We start from the raw sequence: 18,270 nt of genomic DNA, 5'->3' as shown, positions 1-18,270 counted from the left end.
TAATTATTAATCAATCGTGCCCACATCTGAGCGGTCATGGCGGTCACCCGCTTAGTCTGCGAGACTTGCAGGGTGGCTGTGAGAAATCCGGGCTAGGATAGTCGGCTTACCAGCCGCGAGTGTAGTACCATCTTAGCCGGCTGCTCCGCGCCGTTGGATTTTCCCAAGCAATCATCAAAATAAGCCATTACCTATGCCCAATGCCTCCTCGACCCGTCTCAATAAATACATCAGCAGCAGCGGTATGTGCTCGCGTCGTGAAGCGGACCGTTACATTGAGCAGGGTAATGTGTTTTTGAACGGCAGGCCTGCTGTGGTTGGCGACCTTGTGATGCCGGGCGATACGGTGAAGGTCAACGGGCAACTCGTTGAGCCGCCAGAGCCGGACGACTTCGTGTTCATCGCACTGAATAAACCCGTCGGTGTCGTCAGCACGACGGACACGAGTGAGCCCAATAACATCCAGCGCTTTGTGGGCCACGGTACCCGAATCTTCCCCATTGGTCGGCTGGATAAAGATTCCCAGGGCCTGATCTTTTTAACCAGTAACGGCGATCTGGTGAATAAAATTCTGCGCGCTGGCAATGACCATGAAAAAGAATATCTGGTGGAAGTCGATAAGCCCATTAACAAGGGCTTTATCGACGGCATGGCCAATGGGGTGCCGATTCTGGGCACCATGACCAAGAAGTGTAAGGTCCAACAGGAGTCCGCCAAGGTCTTCCGAATCACCCTGGTGCAGGGCTTAAACCGCCAGATTCGTCGGATGTGCGAACACTTTGGTTACGATGTGGTCAAGCTGGAACGGGTTCGCATCATGAATGTGAATCTCAAAGGCCTGGCCGTTGGTGAGTGGCGCGACCTCACTCAAAAAGAGCTGAATGGCATTATGGAGGCTATCAAAGACTCATCGTCTGAGGCGCCTGCCGGGCATAAAAGCACGCAGAAACGGCCCGGTAAGAAACGCGGTGGCCCACCTAAAGCCAAGAAAACCGGCGGTAAGCCCAATGGCAGGCATCAGCCCGGCAAACCGTCAGGCAAACCTGCGAAACCCGGCAGGGGCTGTGATAAGAATCGGCCGGGTGGCAAGCCTGGCGGCAAACCCGGCGGCAAAAGCACAGGGCCAAAGTCCAAGCGGCCAAGGAAGCCAAGTGTGAAGAAGGCGCGCGGCTAGTGGCCGGTTTTCCGGCCATCCATTAGCCTGCTCGTTAGCCCTTGAAGCCTTTGGCCACCACGTAAACCTCGCGGGAGCGGGCGCGGGAGGCATCGGGTTTGCGAATCAGAACCTTGTTGAAGGACGTGCGCACGTCTTTCAGGTACTCGTCATAGCCCACCCCCTGAAACACCTTGGCGACAAAGCAGCCACCGGGTTTCAGGACCTGGCGGGCCATGTCCAGGGCCAGCTCCACCAGATACATGGAAGCGGCCTGGTCGGCCACATTGATGCCGCTGATGTTGGGGGCCATGTCCGATACCACCAGGTCCACCGGGGCGTTGTCCAGGGTGGCCATGATGTCGTCAAAGACCTCGTCTTCGGTGAAGTCCCCCTGGATGAAGTCCACGTCCGCTATGGCATCCATGGGCAGGATATCGGAGGCGATCACTCGGCCCTTGTCGCCGACCATGTTTGCCAATACCTGTGACCAGCCGCCCGGTGCACTGCCAAGGTCCATGGTCACCATGCCGGGGCGAACCAGCTTGTCCTTCTTAATCAGCTCAAGCAGCTTGTAGCTGGCGCGGGAGCGATAGCCATCGGATTGCGCGCGTTTCACATACACATCGTTGACGTGCTCATCAAGCCATTGCTGGCTGCTTTTGGATCTCGCCATGTCATTGCTCTAAGTCGAACCTGAATGATGCGCGGATTATACCTGCTCGGGCAGGGGGCTGTAACACCGGAAAATCCCGATCCATGCTAGTATTCGCTGGCTTTGCAGGCGCTGTGGACATTCTGGCGTCATCTTGGCGGGTGAATGGCACAGCAGTGATGGATGCGATTTTGATGGGTTGAGTAACGCACGATGAAACTGGATGACATAAAGAAGCTGCACAAGAAGAAAGGCCGCAATGACCTGGGCTGCTTTCTGGTGGAAGGCGAACACCTGATCCTGGAGCTGGAAAAGGCGGCCAAAGCCATTCCCGCATTCCGGCAGGCGAAAATTTATGTCAGTGAAAGCTATGGCGACGTGGCGACATCGCTGGAACAGGTGCGTATTACCGACAGGCAAATGCAAAAGATCGCCGATACGCAAACCCCGCAGGGCATTTTGGCGGTGGTGCCGTTTCCTTCCGCCGAGCGGCTGCCCGCGCCTTGTGCCAGCGAGGGTGAAACAAGCCAGGAAAAAACCATCTATTTGTACGAAGTCCAGGACCCGGGCAATCTGGGTACTATTTTGCGAACGTTGGCCTGGTTCGGTGGTTTTCGCTGCGTGTTAAGCCCCAATAGCGTGGACCCGTACAATCCCAAGGTTGTGCGCGCCAGTATGGGGGCGATTTTCCATTTGTCCATTGAACTGGATGTAAGCATCGATGAGCTGAAAAGGCGGTTTGATCACTTCGCGTGCCTGGATATCGAAGGCGCGCCGCTCTCCAGCGAGGGCTTTACTAGAGAACAGTGCTTTATATTCGGCAATGAAGCGCGCGGTGTTCCCCATGACGAACTGGCCAGGCTTGATGTGACCGCGTACTCCATCCCGGGCGCCGGCGTTCTCGAATCACTGAATTTGGCCACGGCCGTAAACATGTGCGCGTACGAACTGAATCGCTAGCTTCGAATCACTCGCATTATGGCCCTGCGCTTGCGTGCCCATGCCAGGCCTGCGAACCCAACAATCATAAGCGCTAAATTCCCCGGTTCATCAACCTTGAAAGAGGGTGGATAAGTTTCGAAAAAGCCACCGGAAAATCCTACGTGGTGATCATGGTATTGGACATGAATACCGTTGCTTTCAATGGACCAGTCAGGAAGTTGAAACAGGTAATCAAAGTCGGTCATTGATGGGCTATGGTTTTTATCAACCGTAAAATATAACCCTCGATCCGGAAAAATCTGACCTATTTTGCCCGCTCCAAAGCCGAACTGTTGCTGCAAATACAGGGACGGATAGAAGAAAGTATCAAACTCCTCGATTGAAGGGTCCTCCGGCCACGAAGTTGGTGAGGCAAAATAGGATCCCGTCCCATAGTTATAGCCCTTAAGATCAACCACCAACTTTGAGCCGTCATCGAATAGGCCTGTGTAGTTGGTAATAATGACTGCTTTTGAGATTGGTGAGAAAAAAATCAACAAGAGCAAAGCAAAGAACAGGTGCGCGCGGTTTATAGATTTCATTGTCTTAGCCCCCAATTTACCGCTTTCTGAGTTACAAAGTCCTTTTCCTATGGCGAAAGCCTTTTTCATCTCTTCGCTACACCAAAGGGCGATAACAGGATTTCACAGCGCTTGAAGCGATATTTAGGCCAACTTTCAAGCCTGCTTTTAAACAGGTAGTTAAGGGGACCTTTTTGTTTAGCTTGGCTCCAGGTGTAAAAAAAGCTGACGCTTTTCGGGCTGTGGTGCTTTGTGTCAGGGAAGTGATGGTTGCTGTTTGCACCTAATCAGGCCAAAACTTGTTCCTGGTCATTGTTGATCCAGCAACCGAACTGATCGAATGGGCAAACCCCCGCTGGCATACCAGATGAGTACAGGAGCTTGAGAGAACTATCTTGAATCACCCGTTATATACCAAGATGCGCGCCGCGCTGCTTGATTGTGTCAGTTCGCGCGATCACAGCCATGATTTCTCTTTCTATCGCAGTGAGCTACTGCTTGAGCGGGTGCGCCTGTTCGCGGCGCTGTTCGGGCTCGCCTCGCCTGCATGGATTCTGGTTGACCGTTGGTTGCTGCCCGAGGACATTCTGGGTGCAATGATGGGGTTGCGCGTTGTCACCGGTCTGGTGCTGTTACTGCTTGCCCTGGTTCCTGTGAAGCCCAGCCTCAACAGCGCCCGTTTGCGCATAACCGCGCTGGTGGTTGTGGTGATGGGGTTCTATGTCTTTGTTGAGGTTCTGACTGGCGGCACTTACCCCTCTCCGGGCTTGATAGGCTATACGATACTTCCGGTTTTGCTGGTGGGGGTTCTGTCGCTTTTGCCCCTGACCATACTGGAGAGTTCCGCAGCGCTGGCACTGATTGCACTAACAGTGCTCGGGACGCATTTTTCAATTGCCTCCCTGGGCGATGCTGGGGTCCTGGGTCTGTTTTGGGTGTTGTTGCTGTTTATCGGCTTCGCCCTGTTGGCGCAGATTTTTCAGCTCCGCCTGTTACTGCTGATTCATCGCCAGGCTACCCGCGATGCCCTCACCGGTTTGTTCAACCGCGGGGCGCTGCTGCGCCATGCCGCCCATGTACTGGCGGACTGTAAGAAGCGTGAGGTGAGCTATTCCGTTCTCATGATCGATCTGGACCGGTTCAAGCTGATCAACGATACCTATGGTCACTTGGCGGGTGACAAGGTCCTGCGTGCCGTGGCCCGCGTGATATCCGGTTCTTTGTCACCGTCGTATCTGCCGGGGCGCTTCGGCGGTGAGGAGTTCCTGTTATTGATGCCGGACACCGAACTGGAGGCGGCATTGGAACAAGCGGAGCGCCTGCGGGCATCGGTTGAGGAACTGGTGGTGAAAACCGACAGTGGGCCATTGAATATTACCGCCAGTATTGGTGTCGCGGTGGGGGCACCCGGAGATCCGCTGGAAGAGGTGGTGCATCGGGCCGATCAGTCGTTGTACAGCGCCAAGGAGTCCGGGCGTAACTTCGTGGTGTCGTAGGACTGTCTTAGAAAATAGGCTCCCCGGTCGCCTTAACGGCATAAAACAGGCAATCGCTCTTTGCGATCACCGGGTTGGTGGTGATCATAAACGTCCTGATGGCCTGGGCAGGGTAGATCTGCCCATCCTCCACCCGAAGCACCTTCTCCATGTTTTCGGTCTGGTTATGGCCAATAGCGGTGAGGATGCCCAGGCCCCTTTTCCCAATCCATCCCAGCGGTTCACCCGGGGAGATCACCCCGAAATTACGATGTTCGATGTCTGGCGGCAGGGTGATGTCGGCCCGGCCGGTGGGTTCCAGGCTGTATTCGATGGTGGCATCGGGTGCCAGCTCAACCCGTATGGGATTCCGCAGTACGGCGACGTCCCAATCCGCTTTTTCCAGTGACAGCACATCTGGCCGGGAGGCATAGCGAACGAGGCCATCGTAGGCCAGTTCGTGGGCGTGGTCGTCATGGGCCCCACCACACTCGATGGTGACCGTGGGCACTTCCTGTTCGGAGTACTCCATCAGTGCCCCCAGGCGCAGGTCGGTCATGATCAGCCGGTCGGTGTAGAGCGAGGCCAGTGCCTGGTGGGCGGCGTCGTTGGTGATGGTCACGGCGAACGCCGGGCCGGTGCCGGAGGTGTTGTGTACGTCCAGCACGCATTCGGGATTGGCTCTGTGGAGTTCGGCCAGCATGGCTTCGGCTATCGCCCCTTCTTCGCCGTCAAACGGTTCCTTGAAGCATCGGTTGAGGTCACGTCCACTGGGCAGTTGGCGCAGTGAAAAGGTGGGTGGAATCTTTGCCGGGTATACGCCGGCAATCAGGAACAGCATGTTGACCTCGGGCGTGTGTTGTTCCAGCAGCCAGCGGTGCAGTGCAAACAGGCCTGAAGGTTCGTTGCCGTGCAGCAGGGTGGCCATGGCCCGTGTTCTTGAGGGGTCGCGGCCGGCCACGCGAACCACGGTGGGCTTTTGCATTCGATCCAGCCATTCCAGGGGCGAACGGCCCAGCGTGCGCGGCGAGGGGTTATCCAGGTAATCCAGAACATTCGGATGGCTCATGGTGACAGCGTCCATTCATGAAGCGGAATGTTTTTCTTCTGGTTGGCCATGTACTCAGACAGCATAGCCCGGAATGCCTCGTCGGGGCTCAATGATTTGAACAGGGATTCGGTAACGCGCCGCTGCCACCGGGCACCGGTCATGGCGCATTCAATGCGGCCTTCGATGATGCCCAGCAGGCGGTGAATTTCCGCCTCCACCACGGCGGTTTGCTGCAGCGCTTCCCGGGCACGGGGCAGCAGGGTTTTGGCCACGGTTAACAGGGGCACCGCCTGCAATTGAACCTGATCTTTGTGGGGCCAGATGATTTCGGCGCTGATGCCGTATTTGGCGGCACGGTAGAAATTATGCTCGGCGTAATGGAAGGGGAGGATCGAGGTCAGGTGTTCGATGTCATTGAGCACGGCCAGAGCCGCCCCGATGATAAACAACCCGTTGGCACACATATCCACCGCCGTGGGGCCGGCCGGCATGGAGCGAATCTCGATGCGCAGGTGGCCACCCTCGGCGTGGTCATAGATCGGCCGGTTCCAGGGCCAGGTGGTGCCGTGGTGCAGGCGCAGTTCGGCCAGCTCCGGCACCTCACCACAGTCAATCACCGCCATGGGATCTTCCTCGGACATCAAGGGAATAATCGGGGGATACAGCGAGGCCGAGGCGGCGAACAGCTCCCAGGCGTTGCGAGCCCAGCCGCTTCCGTAATACACCCTTGAGGGGTGGCGCCAGGTTTTGTAGGTGGGGGAGCGGCTGTCGATGGACTGTTTGAACAGGGCGATCCGCGTCTCGTCCCACAGGTGGTGGCCAAACAGGCTGGGGGAATTGCTGGCCAGGGCCAGAACGATCGGCGTAACCAGTTGCACCGCATTGAAAAAGTCGGCAAAGCGATGGGCGGGAACACGCCAGTGCAGCTGGAAGGAGGTGTTGGCCCCCTCCATGGTGACGTCGTCGGCTTCCAGGTTGATCACATCCTTGCCGCCAATATGGATGCTGAACGGCTCGCCCCTTTGTTTCAGTAGCGCATTGGACAGGGCATGGTAGCGGGGCTCATTGGTCATCACATGAGCCCCCACATCAGACCGGCGAAGTGTGGGCAGAATGCCAATCGGCACCAATTCCCCGCCCAGTGGTACGGCGTGCTGGTTGATTCGCCGGATGGCTGCGAGCATCTCCTGTTCGGTTCGTCCGAACGGATCGCCACTGAGGGAGTGGGGGCTGAGGTTGTATTCGAGGTTGAATCGGTTCAGCTCAACAGTCAGCTGCGGGTCCTGAACGCTGGCGGCAATTTCGGTATTGATGGGGTGAGCGCGCAGGGCCTGGTTCACGATATAGAACTCGACCTCGGCGCCGATGGAACTCTCTCCCTCACCAAAGCCGGGTTGGGCCAGAAGGCGAGCGAGGGCGTCAAGATCCGTGCGGACCTTGGCTGCAAACCTTTCAAAATCTTCCGCCGAGAATTCCGATTTGTTGATGGACAGTCCCATGGCAAGGCCGTCTTTATTGCCTACTTATCTTTGATATTAGTGGAGAATTTGTTCTGCACCAGTTAATTGTTGCGCGGTGCGCAATGCGCTAGAATTCTTGTTATGATTAAGTGATATCGTCACCCTCTTAATTATTAGGATTATCACTGATGACTATGCATAATCCGCCGCATCCGGGTGAGTTCATTAGGAAGGTTTACCTGGAGCCCTCCGGTATCAGTTCCCGTCAGCTTGCCTCCAGCCTTGGCGTTTCCCCCTCAACCTTATCCAGGTTGCTTAAAGGCACCAGCGGGATCAGCCCGGAAATGTCCCTCAGGCTGTCCAAGGTTCTTGGGCGTAGCCCCGAGAGCTGGCTTGCAATGCAGGATGGATATGATCTGTGGGTGGCCCGTAACACGGTCAACCTGGATGAACTTCGTCCTCTGGACTTTGGTGCAGCTTAAATGTCGTACACGAAACTGGAAATGCTCCACACCAGTAACAGGGCCTATGATCATGGTTTTACACTGATTGAGCTAGTCGTGGTTATTGCGATTCTCGGTATTCTGGCTGCATTCGCGTTGCCAAGGTTTGCTGATTTAGGCTCAGGCGCTCGCATCGCAACGCTCGAAGCTCTGGAGGGTTCCGTGCGATCAGCGGTGGCTTCGGCAAACTCTCTAGCCATTATTGAAAACAAGACAGACTGTTCGATTGACCCCACGATTGAAATGGGAGGCAAGACAGTCACTTTACGCTGTGGTTTTCCTTGCCCCCACCCGAACGGTATCGGCAACGCGATTGATTCGAATGACAGCTATTCGTTTGTCGGTGGAAACTGCTCGGGGCAACTGGGTGCTATTGATGTTCGAATCAGTGATGCGCCGGATCCAGCCAATTGCAGGCTTCGCTACATTTCTGCCCGACAAGACAGGAAGCCTCGGGTCGTTTTGACGAAAAGTGGCTGCTGACTGCCCTGCCTTTTATTTCAATCAAAGGATTCCCAAAATGAAAAAGATCTTATTCACCGCATTAGCCGCTATTTTTATTACCGGATGCGCCACACAGTCCGCGCAAAAGGCCGCAATAACTTCGGACCAATTGAAAGGCCAGCAATGGGTGGTCGAAGACATCAACAACCAGGGCATCATCGACAATTCCCGCGTTACGCTGAACTTTGGCGATGAGGGCCGGGTGGCTGGTAAGGCGAGTTGTAACCGGTACTTTGCGGTTTATTCCGTTGATGGTGACACATTGAATATCCAGCAGGCCGTCACCACTATGATGGCGTGCCCGGAGGCGTTGATGAACCAGGAGCGGCGCTTTCTGGATGCCCTGCAGGGAGTTCATTCGTTTGAGATCGATGCAACCGGTGCACTGGTTTTAACCGGCGAAAACAGCCGGATTCTGGCGCGTTGAGTCTCTTGAGTCAGACCACGCGTTTAAGCATTGGAGGATATGCCCATGGCTGACAACGATTCAGACAACTCGATTCCCGAGCGCGATCACCGCCGGTTTGCGGTGTCTGCCAACCGGAGCAGGGCCAGCCATCGGGTTCGGTATGTGGAGACCGGCGGTGCCTCGGTGGATAACGAGGAGTGCACGTTCTGCCAGGCGGTGCCGGGTCTGGATGATGAACCGGAGGGAGTCGAAAAGGTGGTAGCGCCCGGTGAAGAGACGAGCGAGGAACAGGCCAGCTCTGAGGCTACCGCCAATGAAGAGAACGGCCGTCCTCGCTCCAAACCGTCTCGTGATAATGCCGCTCAAACAGACGACGCTGATTCTGGGCGCTGAGTACGTCTGTCCATTCAAACCGTATTTGCGTGCCCGGCAGTTGTTGCGCCAGCAGGCCGCAATCCATTGAAGTGATGATCCCGGGCTTGGGATAGCCGCCGATGGTCTGGCAGTCGGCCAGCAGGGCGATGGGTTGGCCATCGCCCGGCACCTGTACCGCGCCCGGCACAATGCCTTCTGAGACGATCCCCGGAGGCGGGTCGGCCATAGGTGTTCCAGCCAGGCGATAGCCCATCCGGTCGGATTCATCCGATACCTGATATTCCGTGGTGACCAGCCGCCGTAAATCCGCGGGCTGGAACTGGTGATACTGGTAGCCAGGGACCAACCCCAGTACCGGCGGTTGTTCCAGCCATTGCCAGGCCTGGGGTGGGGCGATGCGGGGTGTGCCCTGGAGGGCCTCGGCAGACCCCGCCGGCAGGATGTCTTCGGGCTCCAGTGGGCCGGCACCTTCCAGGCCTTCCCGAACCACCACCGAGCGGCTGCCAAACCAGTCCTTTGTCTCGAAACCGCCCCGAACGGCCAGGTAAATCAGCCGGTGATGCCGGGCGTGGCCAATGGCCAGTTCGTCGCCCGGGGCCAGTTGCAGGCTTCGCCACATCTCGACGGCTTTGCCGTTCACGGTGACGTCGGCTTGAGCGCCGGTGACCGATACCTCACAGGCGGATAAAGCCTCTGCTCGGAACCCACCTAAAACAATTTCCACGCAGGCGGCGTTGCGGTCGTTATCCAGCAGCTTGTTGGCCCACCCAGCGCTGCGAAGGTCTAGTACGCCGCCCCGGGCCAGGCCGTGGTGGCGAATGCCTTTTCTACCTAGGTCCTGGATGGTGGCTTTTATGCCGGGGGTTATGACTCTTAATCCGTGCCTGATGGTTTCTGGCTCCTTCATAACTGCCCACCCTGCGCCAAATATTCTTCCCGGCTGATGCTGACGAACCGTACCCGGTCGCCGGCTTTCAGCAGTGAAAGGTTCTCTTCATCAAACAGGACCGTGGGGCAGCGGCCGATCAACTGCCAACCACCGGGGGAGGTTTTCGGGTAAACGGCGGTCTGCTGGTTGGCAATGCCGACACTGCCGGCGGGCACTTTGGTGCGGGGCGTGTCTTTGCGCGGGCAGGCGATGGATGGGTCCACCTGGCCCATAAACCCGAAGCCGGGGGCAAAGCCAATGGCGTAAACCTGGTAGGTGTCGGCGGTGTGCCGGTCGATCACCTGCTGGACGCTCAGGCCCTTTTGCTCGGCAATCCAGGCCAGGTCCGGGCCGGTTTCCTCGCTGTAGTAGACCGGTAGTTCTATCAGGCGGCTGTCCGCTGCTTCGGCTTTTGTTTGGTCGGCTGACGGGGTCTCTGACAGCAGGGGGCGAAGCCGGGCTTTGGCGTCCAGCACGTTGATAGTAATTGGGTCGTAGATGACCAGCAGGGTGGTGTAGGAAGGCACCAGATCCACCAGCCAGGGCAGTTCGAGGGCTTCAATGCGCTGGCACAGCTCGGCGATTTGCGCGGGCAGGGCACTGTCGATGGCATCACCGAAGCGGATCAGCAGCGCGTCTTCGCCAGCGGCTTCAATCATGACGCTGGATTGGCAAGCGCCTCGCGGATGGCGCGAATGGCATCCAGCGCCGCTTCGTTGTCGCCGTGTACGCATAGGCTGTCGGCGGGCAGTTCCAGCCAGTTGCAGGTGGCGCTGTAAACGCCGCCCTTGCGGGCAAAGGACAGGGCCTGTTTGACCACCAGTTTCGGGTCTTCGTGAACCGCACCGGCCTGTCGGCGGGAGACCAGTTGGCCTTCGTCGTCATAGGCGCGGTCGGCGAAGGCTTCCAGCAGCAGGGGCACGCCGATTTCGGCGGCAATGGCCTGGTGTTCCCGGTAGTTGTTGGTTACCGGAATCATTAGTGGCAGGCCTTCGCGGAAACAGCGTACTGAGTGGAGTACGGCTTTGAGCAGTTCCGGATCGCGCATCATGTCGTTGTTGAGCGCACCGTGGGGCTTCACGTAGCTGATATGCAGGCCTTCGCGGCGGCACATGCCTTCCAGGGCGCCGAGCTGGTAGAGCATCAGCGCTTCGATTTCTTCGGGCGTGTGGTGAATCGAGCGCCGGCCAAAGCCCGGTAAATCGTGGTAGGAAGGATGGGCCCCCACTTCAACGCCGTGTTTGGCGGCCAGCGCCAGGGTCTGGCGGATCACCATGGGGTCGGCGGCGTGAAAGCCGCAGGCAACGTTGGCCATGTCGATCAGCGGCATCACGTGTTCATCCTGGCCCATTTGCCAGGCGCCGTAGCTTTCGCCCAGGTCGCAATTCAGTTTCATGGTTGCCTTTGCCCGTCAGATGTCCGTTCGGCCGGGGTAAGTCGCCTCTTCCTGCGCCTTGGCGCGCTCGGCGCGGGCGTTCAGGGTGTCCGCGTCGTTGTCGGGCTCTGCCCAGCCTTGCAGGTTATCTTCCACCAATTGCGCGAGGGCATCAATATGGCCCGGGGTGGCGTTGAGGCAGGGGATGTAGCCAAAGCCCTGGCCACCGGCTTCCATGAAGTATTCGCGGTTTTCCTCGTTGATTTCCTCGATGGTCTCCAGGCAGTCGGAGGAGAAGCCGGGGCAGAACACATCAATGGATTTCACGCCCTTGCCCGGCAGGGCCTTCAGGGTCTCGTCGGTGTAGGGCTGCAGCCACTCTTCCCGGCCAAAGCGGGACTGGAAGGTGGTCATGTACTCGTCTTTGCCAAGGCCCAGGCGTTCGGCCAGCAGGCGCGAGGTCTTGTGGCACTCGCAGTGGTACGGGTCGCCCTTTTGCAGGTATTTCAGCGGTATGCCGTGGTACGAGAGGATCAGCTTCTCGTTACGGCCGTGCTTTTCCCAGTATTCCTCGATGTGTTTGGCCATGGCTTCGATGTAAGCCGGGTAATCATGGTAATGGGAAATGAAACGGAAATCCGGCAGCCAGCGCCGGCGGGTGAAATCGGCGGAGATGGCGTCGAAGGTGGAGGCAGTGGTTGAGGCCGAATACTGCGGGTATAGCGGCAACACCAGCAGCTTGCGCACGCCCTGTTGCTGCATTTCCTCAAGCACCCTGGAGATCGACGGGTTGCCGTAGCGCATGGCAAAACCGACGACCACGTTATTGCCGTAGCGCTTCTTGAGCACGTCCCGAATGCCTTCCGCCTGTTTCGCGGTGTGGGTCAGCAGCGGTGAACCCTCCGGCTGCCAGACACCGGCGTAGGCTTCTGCGCTCTTCTTCGGGCGGATGCGCAGGATGACGCCGTGCAGGATCAGCCACCAGATCGGGCGGGGGACTTCCACCACCCGGGGGTCCCACAGGAATTCAGCCAGATAACGCCGCAGGGCCGGGGTGGTGGGGGCGTCGGGTGTTCCCAGGTTGGTGATGAGAACGCCAATGCGCTCGGGCTGGTTGTGGCTGAAATCTTTAATTCCTGTGTACGGCATTATCGCGGTAGTCCGTTTTATGAGGTTAGTGCTTCTCGGCCTGCTGAATGATACGTGGTGCCAGCCCCCGGATGTCGTAACCGGCACGGTAAGCACGGGACACGACTTCTTCCAGGTCGAGCTCACGGGCGCTGCTCAGGGCCCAGAGTATGGTACAGCGGGTGCCGGATCGACAGAAGGCCATTACGGGCTTATCGGCGTCCTGGATCATCGGGGCGAAGCGGTCCACGTCCTCATCGGTCACGTTGCCGGATTCCACGGGCAGGTAGACGAACTTAAGCCCATTCTCGGCAGCGGCTTTTTCGATATCCGCCATGGCCGGCTGGCCGGGCTCTTCGTGGTCCGGGCGATTGGCTACGAGGGTTTTGAAGCCCAGGCGGGCAATTTCGGCCACGTCTTCCACCGCGATTTGCGGGGAGACCGAAATGGTGTCGTCAATTTTTCGGATATCCATCAGGCTTCTCCAGCTTTACGTGCAAAGAGTTCAAGGCGTTCAAAGAATTCAAACAGCAACATACCAGCAACCATCGACGCCACAAAGACAACGGCCTTCATTTCGCCAGCCCCGAGGGCCACGAGCGCAGGCCCCGGACAAAAACCGGCCAGTCCCCAACCCACGCCAAACATCATGCTGCCGATGACCACGCGTTTCTCAACATGGTTGTTGGTGGGCAGCTTCATGTTAAAGCCGAGGAAAGACAGCGTACGCTTGCGGGCGACGGCAAAGGCGATCAGCCCCACGATAATGGCGCCGGCCATGACGAAAGCGAGAGACGGGTCCCAGAGCCCGGCGATGTCCAGGAAGCCGAGTACTTTTTCAGGATTGGCCATGCCGGAAACAATCAGGCCCAGGCCGAAAATCAGACCGGCGAGCATGGAAGCGAAGGAATATTTCATGGCATCAGGCTCCCATCAGGTGACGAATGACAAATACGGTAACGAACCCCAGGGCCATGAAGCTCAAAGTGGCGACCAGGGAGCGCAGGGAAAGCCGGGAAAGGCCGCAAACACCGTGGCCGCTGGTGCAGCCTGAGGCATAACGGGTACCAATGCCCACTAACAGGCCGGCAACAACGAGCACCGGATAGCCCGCATTAACCTCAATCGGCGGCAGGCTGCTGGCTAATTGCCACGCCACGGGAGCACCAATGAGGCCGGCGAGGAAGGCAATGCGCCAGACAATGTCGTTGCGGGTGGGCGTAAGCAGTCCACCGAGAATGCCGCTAATGCCGGCAATACGGCCGTTAAGCAGCAGGAACAGGGCAGCGGCCAGGCCAATCAGCAGGCCGCCCGCCAATGCGGCGCCAGGGGTGAACTGGCTCCAGGCGATTTCAATCATTCAGTACTCCTGTGTACATCTGAATCATTAATGGAATAACGATATTCTAATCAGAGATAAAGGTGATTGAAACCGCCGTGATAGTGCTTACACGTCGATGCGCGCCCAGATCGGACAATGGTCGGATGGCCGCTCCATGCCCCGGATGTCGTAACTCACGCCGGCTTCTTGTGCTTTCGGGAGCAGTTCGTCGCTGGCCATGATCAAGTCAATGCGAAGGCCCCGTTTGGGATCGCGCTCGAAGCCCCGGCTGCGGTAATCGAACCAGCTGAAAGTGTTGGCTTCTTCCGGGTGCAGGTGGCGGAATACATCGGTAAACCCGCGCTGCTCCACTTGGGCCAGCCACTCCCGCTCTTCCGGCAGAAAGCTGCACTTGCCGGTGCGAAGCCAGCGTTTGGCGTTGTCGGCGCCGATGCCGATGTCCTGGTCGGTGGGGGAGATGTTCATGTCACCCATGACCACGATGCGACCGGACTGTTCTTTCAGCTCGTCCAGCCAGGCCATGAGATCGGCGTAGAATTTCTCTTTGGCGGGGAATTTCACCGGGTGGTCGCGGTTTTCGCCCTGGGGGAAGTAGCCGTTGATGACCGTCAGCGGCTGACCGTCGACGGTGAACTGGCCGGTGATGATCCGGCGTTGGGCTTCTTCGCCGTCGTTCGGATAGCCTTTCACCACCTTGTCCGGTGCCTGTTTGGAGAGCAGCGCCACACCGTAGTGGGTTTTCTGGCCATGGAAATGCACGTGGTAACCCAGCTCGCGGATGGCTTCCTCGGGAAACTGGTCGTCCGAGACTTTGGTTTCCTGGAGCCCGATAAAGTCCGGGTCGTACTGCTTGATCACCGCCTCCAGCTGGTGCAGGCGGGTGCGGATACTGTTGACGTTAAAAGACACGAACATCATGGCGGTGTGATCCTCCGGTTCAGTTTGGCGCGGAGTTTATCACACCCGCCTGTGTCTGCCGTGGGCTACTGAACCAGAGCACAGGCCGGGTACTGGGAGACGCTGTAGCGGATGTGGGCTGTGTAATTGGTGTCTTTATTGCGGCGGATATTGGTCAGGCCCAGGTAATCAGTCAGGGCGCCTTCGGAGTTGTAGCCGAGGACAATGGGGTCCACCAGTACCCGCAAAAGCATGCTGGTGGGCCGGAGTTTCACCACCAGGTGGGCATCCACCTCCCGATTGGTGGCCGGTTCGGCGACAAAGCCGTAGTACTCGCCGCGAGTGGGGCCCAGGAACCGGAAGTTCACGGAATCCCCGCCATTCAGAGCCCGCCATTCGCGGCGAATCAGGTGATCGAAACCCGAATCCACCACCAGCCGGTTGGCTTTGTCCACGGAGAACTGCTCCCGATCGCCAAACGGCGTGCGCCAATCAATCGCGACTCGATTCGGTTTCGGGTAGGTGATCGACATGTGTTCGTTGAAGTCCGGTTGGGAGAAGTCCACCAACGGGGTGAGAACCGATTCCGGGAAAGTCAGGTGCTTTTCAGCAAAAGCGGCTTCGCTGCCAGGCTTCCGATACTCCGCCTGGTGATCCCGGGGGCGGAAAACGCCAGCCTGGCATTCTCCGGCGATGGTGTGATGCTCGGTGTAAAGCGTGTTGCCGTTTTCCCCGGTTGCCGTGCCTTCAAACGTAAAGGTTGAGGCGGATACTGGCGCAGTGATCAGCCATGTGGCCAAACCGCCCACCAGCCAGGGTTTCATGCCGCCAGCTCCGAATAGACGGTTTTCTGGATCAGCAACAGCAGCGGGAACAGAATCAGCCAGCCGACGGCCAGCGCAGCGATGGAGAGCATGGGGTCTGGCAGGGTGACGGCTCCCAGTTGGCTGGCGGACCAATAAGCAAACGGGCCGGCAATCGGCGCCGCCACATACGGCAACCACCGAATTTTGCCCACCCAATACAGGGAGTGGCACAGGGTAGTCATGAACAGCGCCCAGATACCCACCAGCCACGGCGGGGCGGCCAGGATTTCCTCGGTGCCGGCCAGGCCCAGTATCCCGGTACGGAACCAGAGGGTATCCAGCAGGCTACCCAGTACCACGCCGACACCGATGAACTGCATTTCGACGTAACGCTTGTTACTGATGAGCAGAAAATGCACAACCAGAACCACCGCAACCAGCGCCACCGACAGCCGGTTTGGAAACAGAACGCAAACAAACCATCCACTCTGGAATAGAAGGAAATTCAGTATGTTGCGGTGATGTTCTGAAGTGATCATAAGCTGATGATGTTCTCTCGTTTGTTGGCGGGTTTGGCCAGAAGCAGGTGTGCAACGCCAATGGCCCGCTCGCTGAAACCGGCTTCGCAGTAGGCAAAGTAGAAATGCCACAGGCGCTGGAAGGTCTGGTCATAGCCCAGATGTTCCAGTTCCTGACGATGCACCGCGAAGCGTTCGTGCCAGTCGTGCAGGGTACGGGCGTAATGGAAGCCGAAATCCTCAGCCTGGGTCAATACCAGGTCAGAGCTTGTGCGCATGGCTTCCAGGATGGCACCAAACGAGGGAATGAAGCTGCCCGGGAAAATGTAGCGCTGAATAAAGTCCACGTTCTTCAGGGCCCGGGCGTAACGCTGTTCCGGCATATTGATGGCCTGCACCAGGGCCAGGCCATCGGGCTTGAGCAGGGCGCCAATCTGTTGCAGGTAGCTTTCCAGGTATTGCGGGCCCACGGCCTCGATCATCTCGATGGAGACCAGTTTGTCGAACTGGCCCTGAAGGTCCCGGTAGTCGTCAAACAGCAGGGTAATGCGATCTTCCAGGCCTTCGGCGCGAACCCGTTTGCGGGCCAGGTTGAGCTGTTCCCGGGAAATGGTGGTGGTGGTCACATGGCAGCCGTAGTGTTTGGCGGCATGGATGGCAAAGCCACCCCAGCCGGTGCCTACTTCAACCACACGGTCGCCCGGCTGCAGGTCCAGCTTGCGACAGATCACGTCGAGCTTGTGAACGGCGGCTTCGTCCAGGGTGGCATCCTCGGAGGGGTAAATGGCCGAGGAATACATCATGGTCGGGTCCAGGAACAGCTCGAACAGGTCGTTGCCCAGGTCGTAGTGGGCGCTGATGTTCTTGCGCGAGCCTTCCTTGGTGTTGCGGTTCAGCCAGTGAAGGGCTTTCAGCGTAGGTTTGCTGAGCCAGGCGAACTTGTCTTCAAAAGCATTCAGGGTGTCCAGGTTGCGGCTGAAGAACCGAAGCAGGGCGGTCAGGTTCGGGGAGCTCCAGTCACCGGCCACATAAGCCTCAGCGGCGCCAACACCGCCACCGGTCACCAGGTCGCGCCAGGCGCCGTGGTTATGAACGACCATTTCGGCTTGCGGATACCGGGTGTCGGCATCGCCAAAGACCTGATCCTCGAACCCTTGCTCGCGCACCACCAGTTTGCCGTGGCCGAGGCTGGACAGCTGTTTCAGAACCAGCTGGCGGGCCATTCGGCTCACCAGCGGCAGGCGTTGTGTCGTGGCCTGGTTCTTGATTGATGTATTCAGGTTCTCCATGAGCTTACCCTTGCTTCAGACGCGGCATCTGCCTTGTTGTTCGTTGCCTTGCCTTGGTCCGTTTCCGTGACATCCAGCCCTTCGTCATCCACCCCCCGCCGATAGGTGTCGGCCTTGGGATCCAGCTTGTCCGGGTGGGTGTGGAAGGGCACGCCCTTGAGTTTGAGCTTCAGGGCGTTCCAGTAGATACCGGCGGTACCCTTGATGGTTTCCAGGGGAAACCGGACCAGGCTCTTGTGAAAGGTATTACGATCAAATGCCTGGCGACGGACCACCAAAGTGGCATCAAATTGTTTCTTTTCACCTTCGGTCACATTCATGTGAACGCGCAGGTCCGGGCCACGGAAGCTGAACAACCATTGGTAATGCTGATCCATGCCGTTGAAGGGCGACACGTGGAAACGCTTGGAGAAGGCGAAACGTTCAGACTGCCAGTCGGAAGTGTTGCCGGGGCCGGGTTGCTCGCATTCCAGGCAGTACACGTGGCGCTGCTTCCAGGGCGTGTTGGTGATCTGGGCCAGGATGACCCTTGGCACATCTCCGTTCTCCGGATGCTGGCCAGCCTCGTAACACAGGTAGAAGCTCACGGGGTTGAAGATGTACCCCAGGTAGCGGGGATGGGTGACCAGTTGGATCGGGCCGTCCGGTATCCAGCCCGTGGCCTTTTTTACAAGCTGGCAGACGGCCTGGCGGAGGCAGGGAACGTCCGGGTCCAGGTAGTCTTCCCGGTACAGGCTGACCCAGTTGAAGCGGCCGGAAGACAGGAATGGGCTGGTGCTGGCAATGTCTGTCCAGTCATTCAGGTCCAGGCACAGCATACCGATGTTATATTGAAATTCGTGCTTTTTCGGCTGCTTACGACGATGTCTTATAGTGCCTTCGAGCCATTCCGTTGTCATT

The 18,270-nt window shown here is 58.0% G+C and carries 23 protein-coding genes; 7 read left to right on the top strand and 16 right to left on the bottom strand.

Annotation, left to right across the window (positions count from 1 at the left end; all coding sequences use genetic code 11):
* The first annotated feature begins 193 nt into the window (after window positions 1–193).
* Entirely contained in the window at window positions 194–1,174 is a 981-nt protein-coding gene (rluF, locus tag BY454_RS13910; protein WP_104417137.1) for a 23S rRNA pseudouridine(2604) synthase RluF, read from the top strand.
* A 34-nt stretch (window positions 1,175–1,208) separates the two neighbouring features.
* Here rluF and rlmE read toward each other — a convergent pair whose 3' ends face one another.
* Entirely contained in the window at window positions 1,209–1,829 is a 621-nt protein-coding gene (gene rlmE, locus BY454_RS13905; protein WP_104417136.1) for a 23S rRNA (uridine(2552)-2'-O)-methyltransferase RlmE, read from the bottom strand.
* Window positions 1,830–2,021: 192 nt separating this feature from the next.
* Here rlmE and BY454_RS13900 point away from each other — a divergent pair, with 192 nt between their 5' ends.
* Window positions 2,022–2,768, top strand: a complete 747-nt coding sequence (locus BY454_RS13900) for a TrmH family RNA methyltransferase (protein ID WP_104417135.1) — start codon at window positions 2,022–2,024, stop codon at window positions 2,766–2,768.
* Here the strand turns inward: BY454_RS13900 and BY454_RS13895 are convergent.
* Window positions 2,765–3,400: a hypothetical protein gene (locus BY454_RS13895; protein ID WP_104417134.1), complete on the bottom strand. Its 636-nt coding sequence runs from the start codon at window positions 3,398–3,400 to the stop codon at window positions 2,765–2,767. The genes BY454_RS13900 and BY454_RS13895 overlap by 4 nt on opposite strands.
* 305 nt (window positions 3,401–3,705) lie before the next feature.
* Between BY454_RS13895 and BY454_RS13890 the strand changes: the two genes are divergently transcribed.
* Window positions 3,706–4,806, top strand: a complete 1,101-nt coding sequence (locus tag BY454_RS13890; RefSeq protein ID WP_104417133.1) for a GGDEF domain-containing protein — start codon at window positions 3,706–3,708, stop codon at window positions 4,804–4,806.
* A gap of 7 nt (window positions 4,807–4,813) precedes the next feature.
* Here the strand turns inward: BY454_RS13890 and BY454_RS13885 are convergent, their stop codons facing one another.
* The gene (locus BY454_RS13885; RefSeq protein ID WP_258075664.1) at window positions 4,814–5,854 is read right to left on the bottom strand and encodes a succinylglutamate desuccinylase/aspartoacylase domain-containing protein; all 1,041 of its coding nucleotides are present in this window, start codon (window positions 5,852–5,854) and stop codon (window positions 4,814–4,816) included.
* Window positions 5,851–7,335: a hypothetical protein gene (locus tag BY454_RS13880; protein ID WP_104417131.1), complete on the bottom strand. Its 1,485-nt coding sequence runs from the start codon at window positions 7,333–7,335 to the stop codon at window positions 5,851–5,853. Before BY454_RS13880 ends, BY454_RS13885 begins: the two co-directional genes overlap by 4 nt.
* 149 nt (window positions 7,336–7,484) lie before the next feature.
* On the opposite strand from BY454_RS13880, the gene BY454_RS13875 reads away from it, so the two are divergent.
* From BY454_RS13875 to BY454_RS17080, 4 genes are read left to right on the top strand one after another with little or no spacing between them, the layout of a single operon-like run.
* Window positions 7,485–7,778, top strand: a complete 294-nt coding sequence (locus BY454_RS13875) for a HigA family addiction module antitoxin (RefSeq protein ID WP_104417130.1) — start codon at window positions 7,485–7,487, stop codon at window positions 7,776–7,778.
* Window positions 7,779–8,282, top strand: a complete 504-nt coding sequence (locus BY454_RS17155; protein WP_308471509.1) for a pilus assembly FimT family protein — start codon at window positions 7,779–7,781, stop codon at window positions 8,280–8,282.
* 37 nt (window positions 8,283–8,319) lie between these two features.
* Window positions 8,320–8,730 carry an META domain-containing protein gene (locus BY454_RS13865; RefSeq protein ID WP_104417129.1) on the top strand — a complete coding sequence of 137 codons (411 nt, stop codon included), beginning with the start codon at window positions 8,320–8,322 and terminating at the stop codon, window positions 8,728–8,730.
* Window positions 8,731–8,775: 45 nt separating this feature from the next.
* A complete protein-coding gene (locus BY454_RS17080; protein WP_258075663.1) occupies window positions 8,776–9,105 on the top strand; it encodes a hypothetical protein in 330 nt (109 codons plus the stop codon).
* Here the strand turns inward: BY454_RS17080 and BY454_RS13855 are convergent.
* The 12 genes from BY454_RS13855 to BY454_RS13800 form a co-directional block, all read right to left on the bottom strand.
* On the bottom strand, window positions 9,017–9,994 hold the full coding sequence (locus BY454_RS13855) for a 5-oxoprolinase subunit C family protein (protein WP_104417128.1): 978 nt from the start codon (window positions 9,992–9,994) through the stop codon (window positions 9,017–9,019). The genes BY454_RS17080 and BY454_RS13855 overlap by 89 nt on opposite strands.
* On the bottom strand, window positions 9,991–10,674 hold the full coding sequence (gene pxpB, locus BY454_RS13850) for a 5-oxoprolinase subunit PxpB (RefSeq protein ID WP_104417127.1): 684 nt from the start codon (window positions 10,672–10,674) through the stop codon (window positions 9,991–9,993). The genes BY454_RS13855 and pxpB overlap by 4 nt, the downstream gene beginning before the upstream one ends.
* Window positions 10,671–11,411, bottom strand: coding sequence for a 5-oxoprolinase subunit PxpA (locus tag BY454_RS13845; RefSeq protein ID WP_104417126.1), 741 nt, complete (start codon window positions 11,409–11,411; stop codon window positions 10,671–10,673). The genes pxpB and BY454_RS13845 overlap by 4 nt, the downstream gene beginning before the upstream one ends.
* 15 nt (window positions 11,412–11,426) lie before the next feature.
* Window positions 11,427–12,539, bottom strand: coding sequence for a ferrochelatase (gene hemH, locus BY454_RS13840; protein WP_104417125.1), 1,113 nt, complete (start codon window positions 12,537–12,539; stop codon window positions 11,427–11,429).
* Window positions 12,540–12,564: 25 nt separating this feature from the next.
* Entirely contained in the window at window positions 12,565–12,993 is a 429-nt protein-coding gene (locus tag BY454_RS13835) for a TIGR01244 family sulfur transferase (RefSeq protein WP_104417124.1), read from the bottom strand.
* A complete protein-coding gene (locus tag BY454_RS13830) occupies window positions 12,993–13,436 on the bottom strand; it encodes a YeeE/YedE family protein (RefSeq protein WP_104417123.1) in 444 nt (147 codons plus the stop codon). Before BY454_RS13830 ends, BY454_RS13835 begins: the two co-directional genes overlap by 1 nt.
* A 4-nt stretch (window positions 13,437–13,440) precedes the next feature.
* Window positions 13,441–13,878, bottom strand: a complete 438-nt coding sequence (locus BY454_RS13825; protein ID WP_104417122.1) for a YeeE/YedE family protein — start codon at window positions 13,876–13,878, stop codon at window positions 13,441–13,443.
* Window positions 13,879–13,965: 87 nt separating this feature from the next.
* Window positions 13,966–14,778, bottom strand: a complete 813-nt coding sequence (xthA, locus tag BY454_RS13820) for an exodeoxyribonuclease III (RefSeq protein WP_104417121.1) — start codon at window positions 14,776–14,778, stop codon at window positions 13,966–13,968.
* 65 nt (window positions 14,779–14,843) lie between these two features.
* Window positions 14,844–15,581 carry a hypothetical protein gene (locus BY454_RS13815; RefSeq protein ID WP_104417120.1) on the bottom strand — a complete coding sequence of 246 codons (738 nt, stop codon included), beginning with the start codon at window positions 15,579–15,581 and terminating at the stop codon, window positions 14,844–14,846.
* Window positions 15,578–16,102, bottom strand: a complete 525-nt coding sequence (locus BY454_RS13810; protein WP_104417119.1) for a DUF2878 domain-containing protein — start codon at window positions 16,100–16,102, stop codon at window positions 15,578–15,580. The genes BY454_RS13815 and BY454_RS13810 overlap by 4 nt, the downstream gene beginning before the upstream one ends.
* Entirely contained in the window at window positions 16,099–17,370 is a 1,272-nt protein-coding gene (locus BY454_RS13805; protein ID WP_104417118.1) for an SAM-dependent methyltransferase, read from the bottom strand. Before BY454_RS13805 ends, BY454_RS13810 begins: the two co-directional genes overlap by 4 nt.
* Window positions 17,358–18,269 carry a DUF1365 domain-containing protein gene (locus BY454_RS13800; protein ID WP_104417117.1) on the bottom strand — a complete coding sequence of 304 codons (912 nt, stop codon included), beginning with the start codon at window positions 18,267–18,269 and terminating at the stop codon, window positions 17,358–17,360. The genes BY454_RS13805 and BY454_RS13800 overlap by 13 nt, the downstream gene beginning before the upstream one ends.
* Window position 18,270 lies beyond the last annotated feature (1 nt).

The sequence above is a fragment of the Marinobacter persicus genome (genome assembly GCF_002934325.1).
Classification (GTDB): Bacteria; Pseudomonadota; Gammaproteobacteria; order Pseudomonadales; family Oleiphilaceae; genus Marinobacter; species Marinobacter persicus_A.
This window is presented reverse-complemented; position numbering and strand designations above follow the sequence as displayed.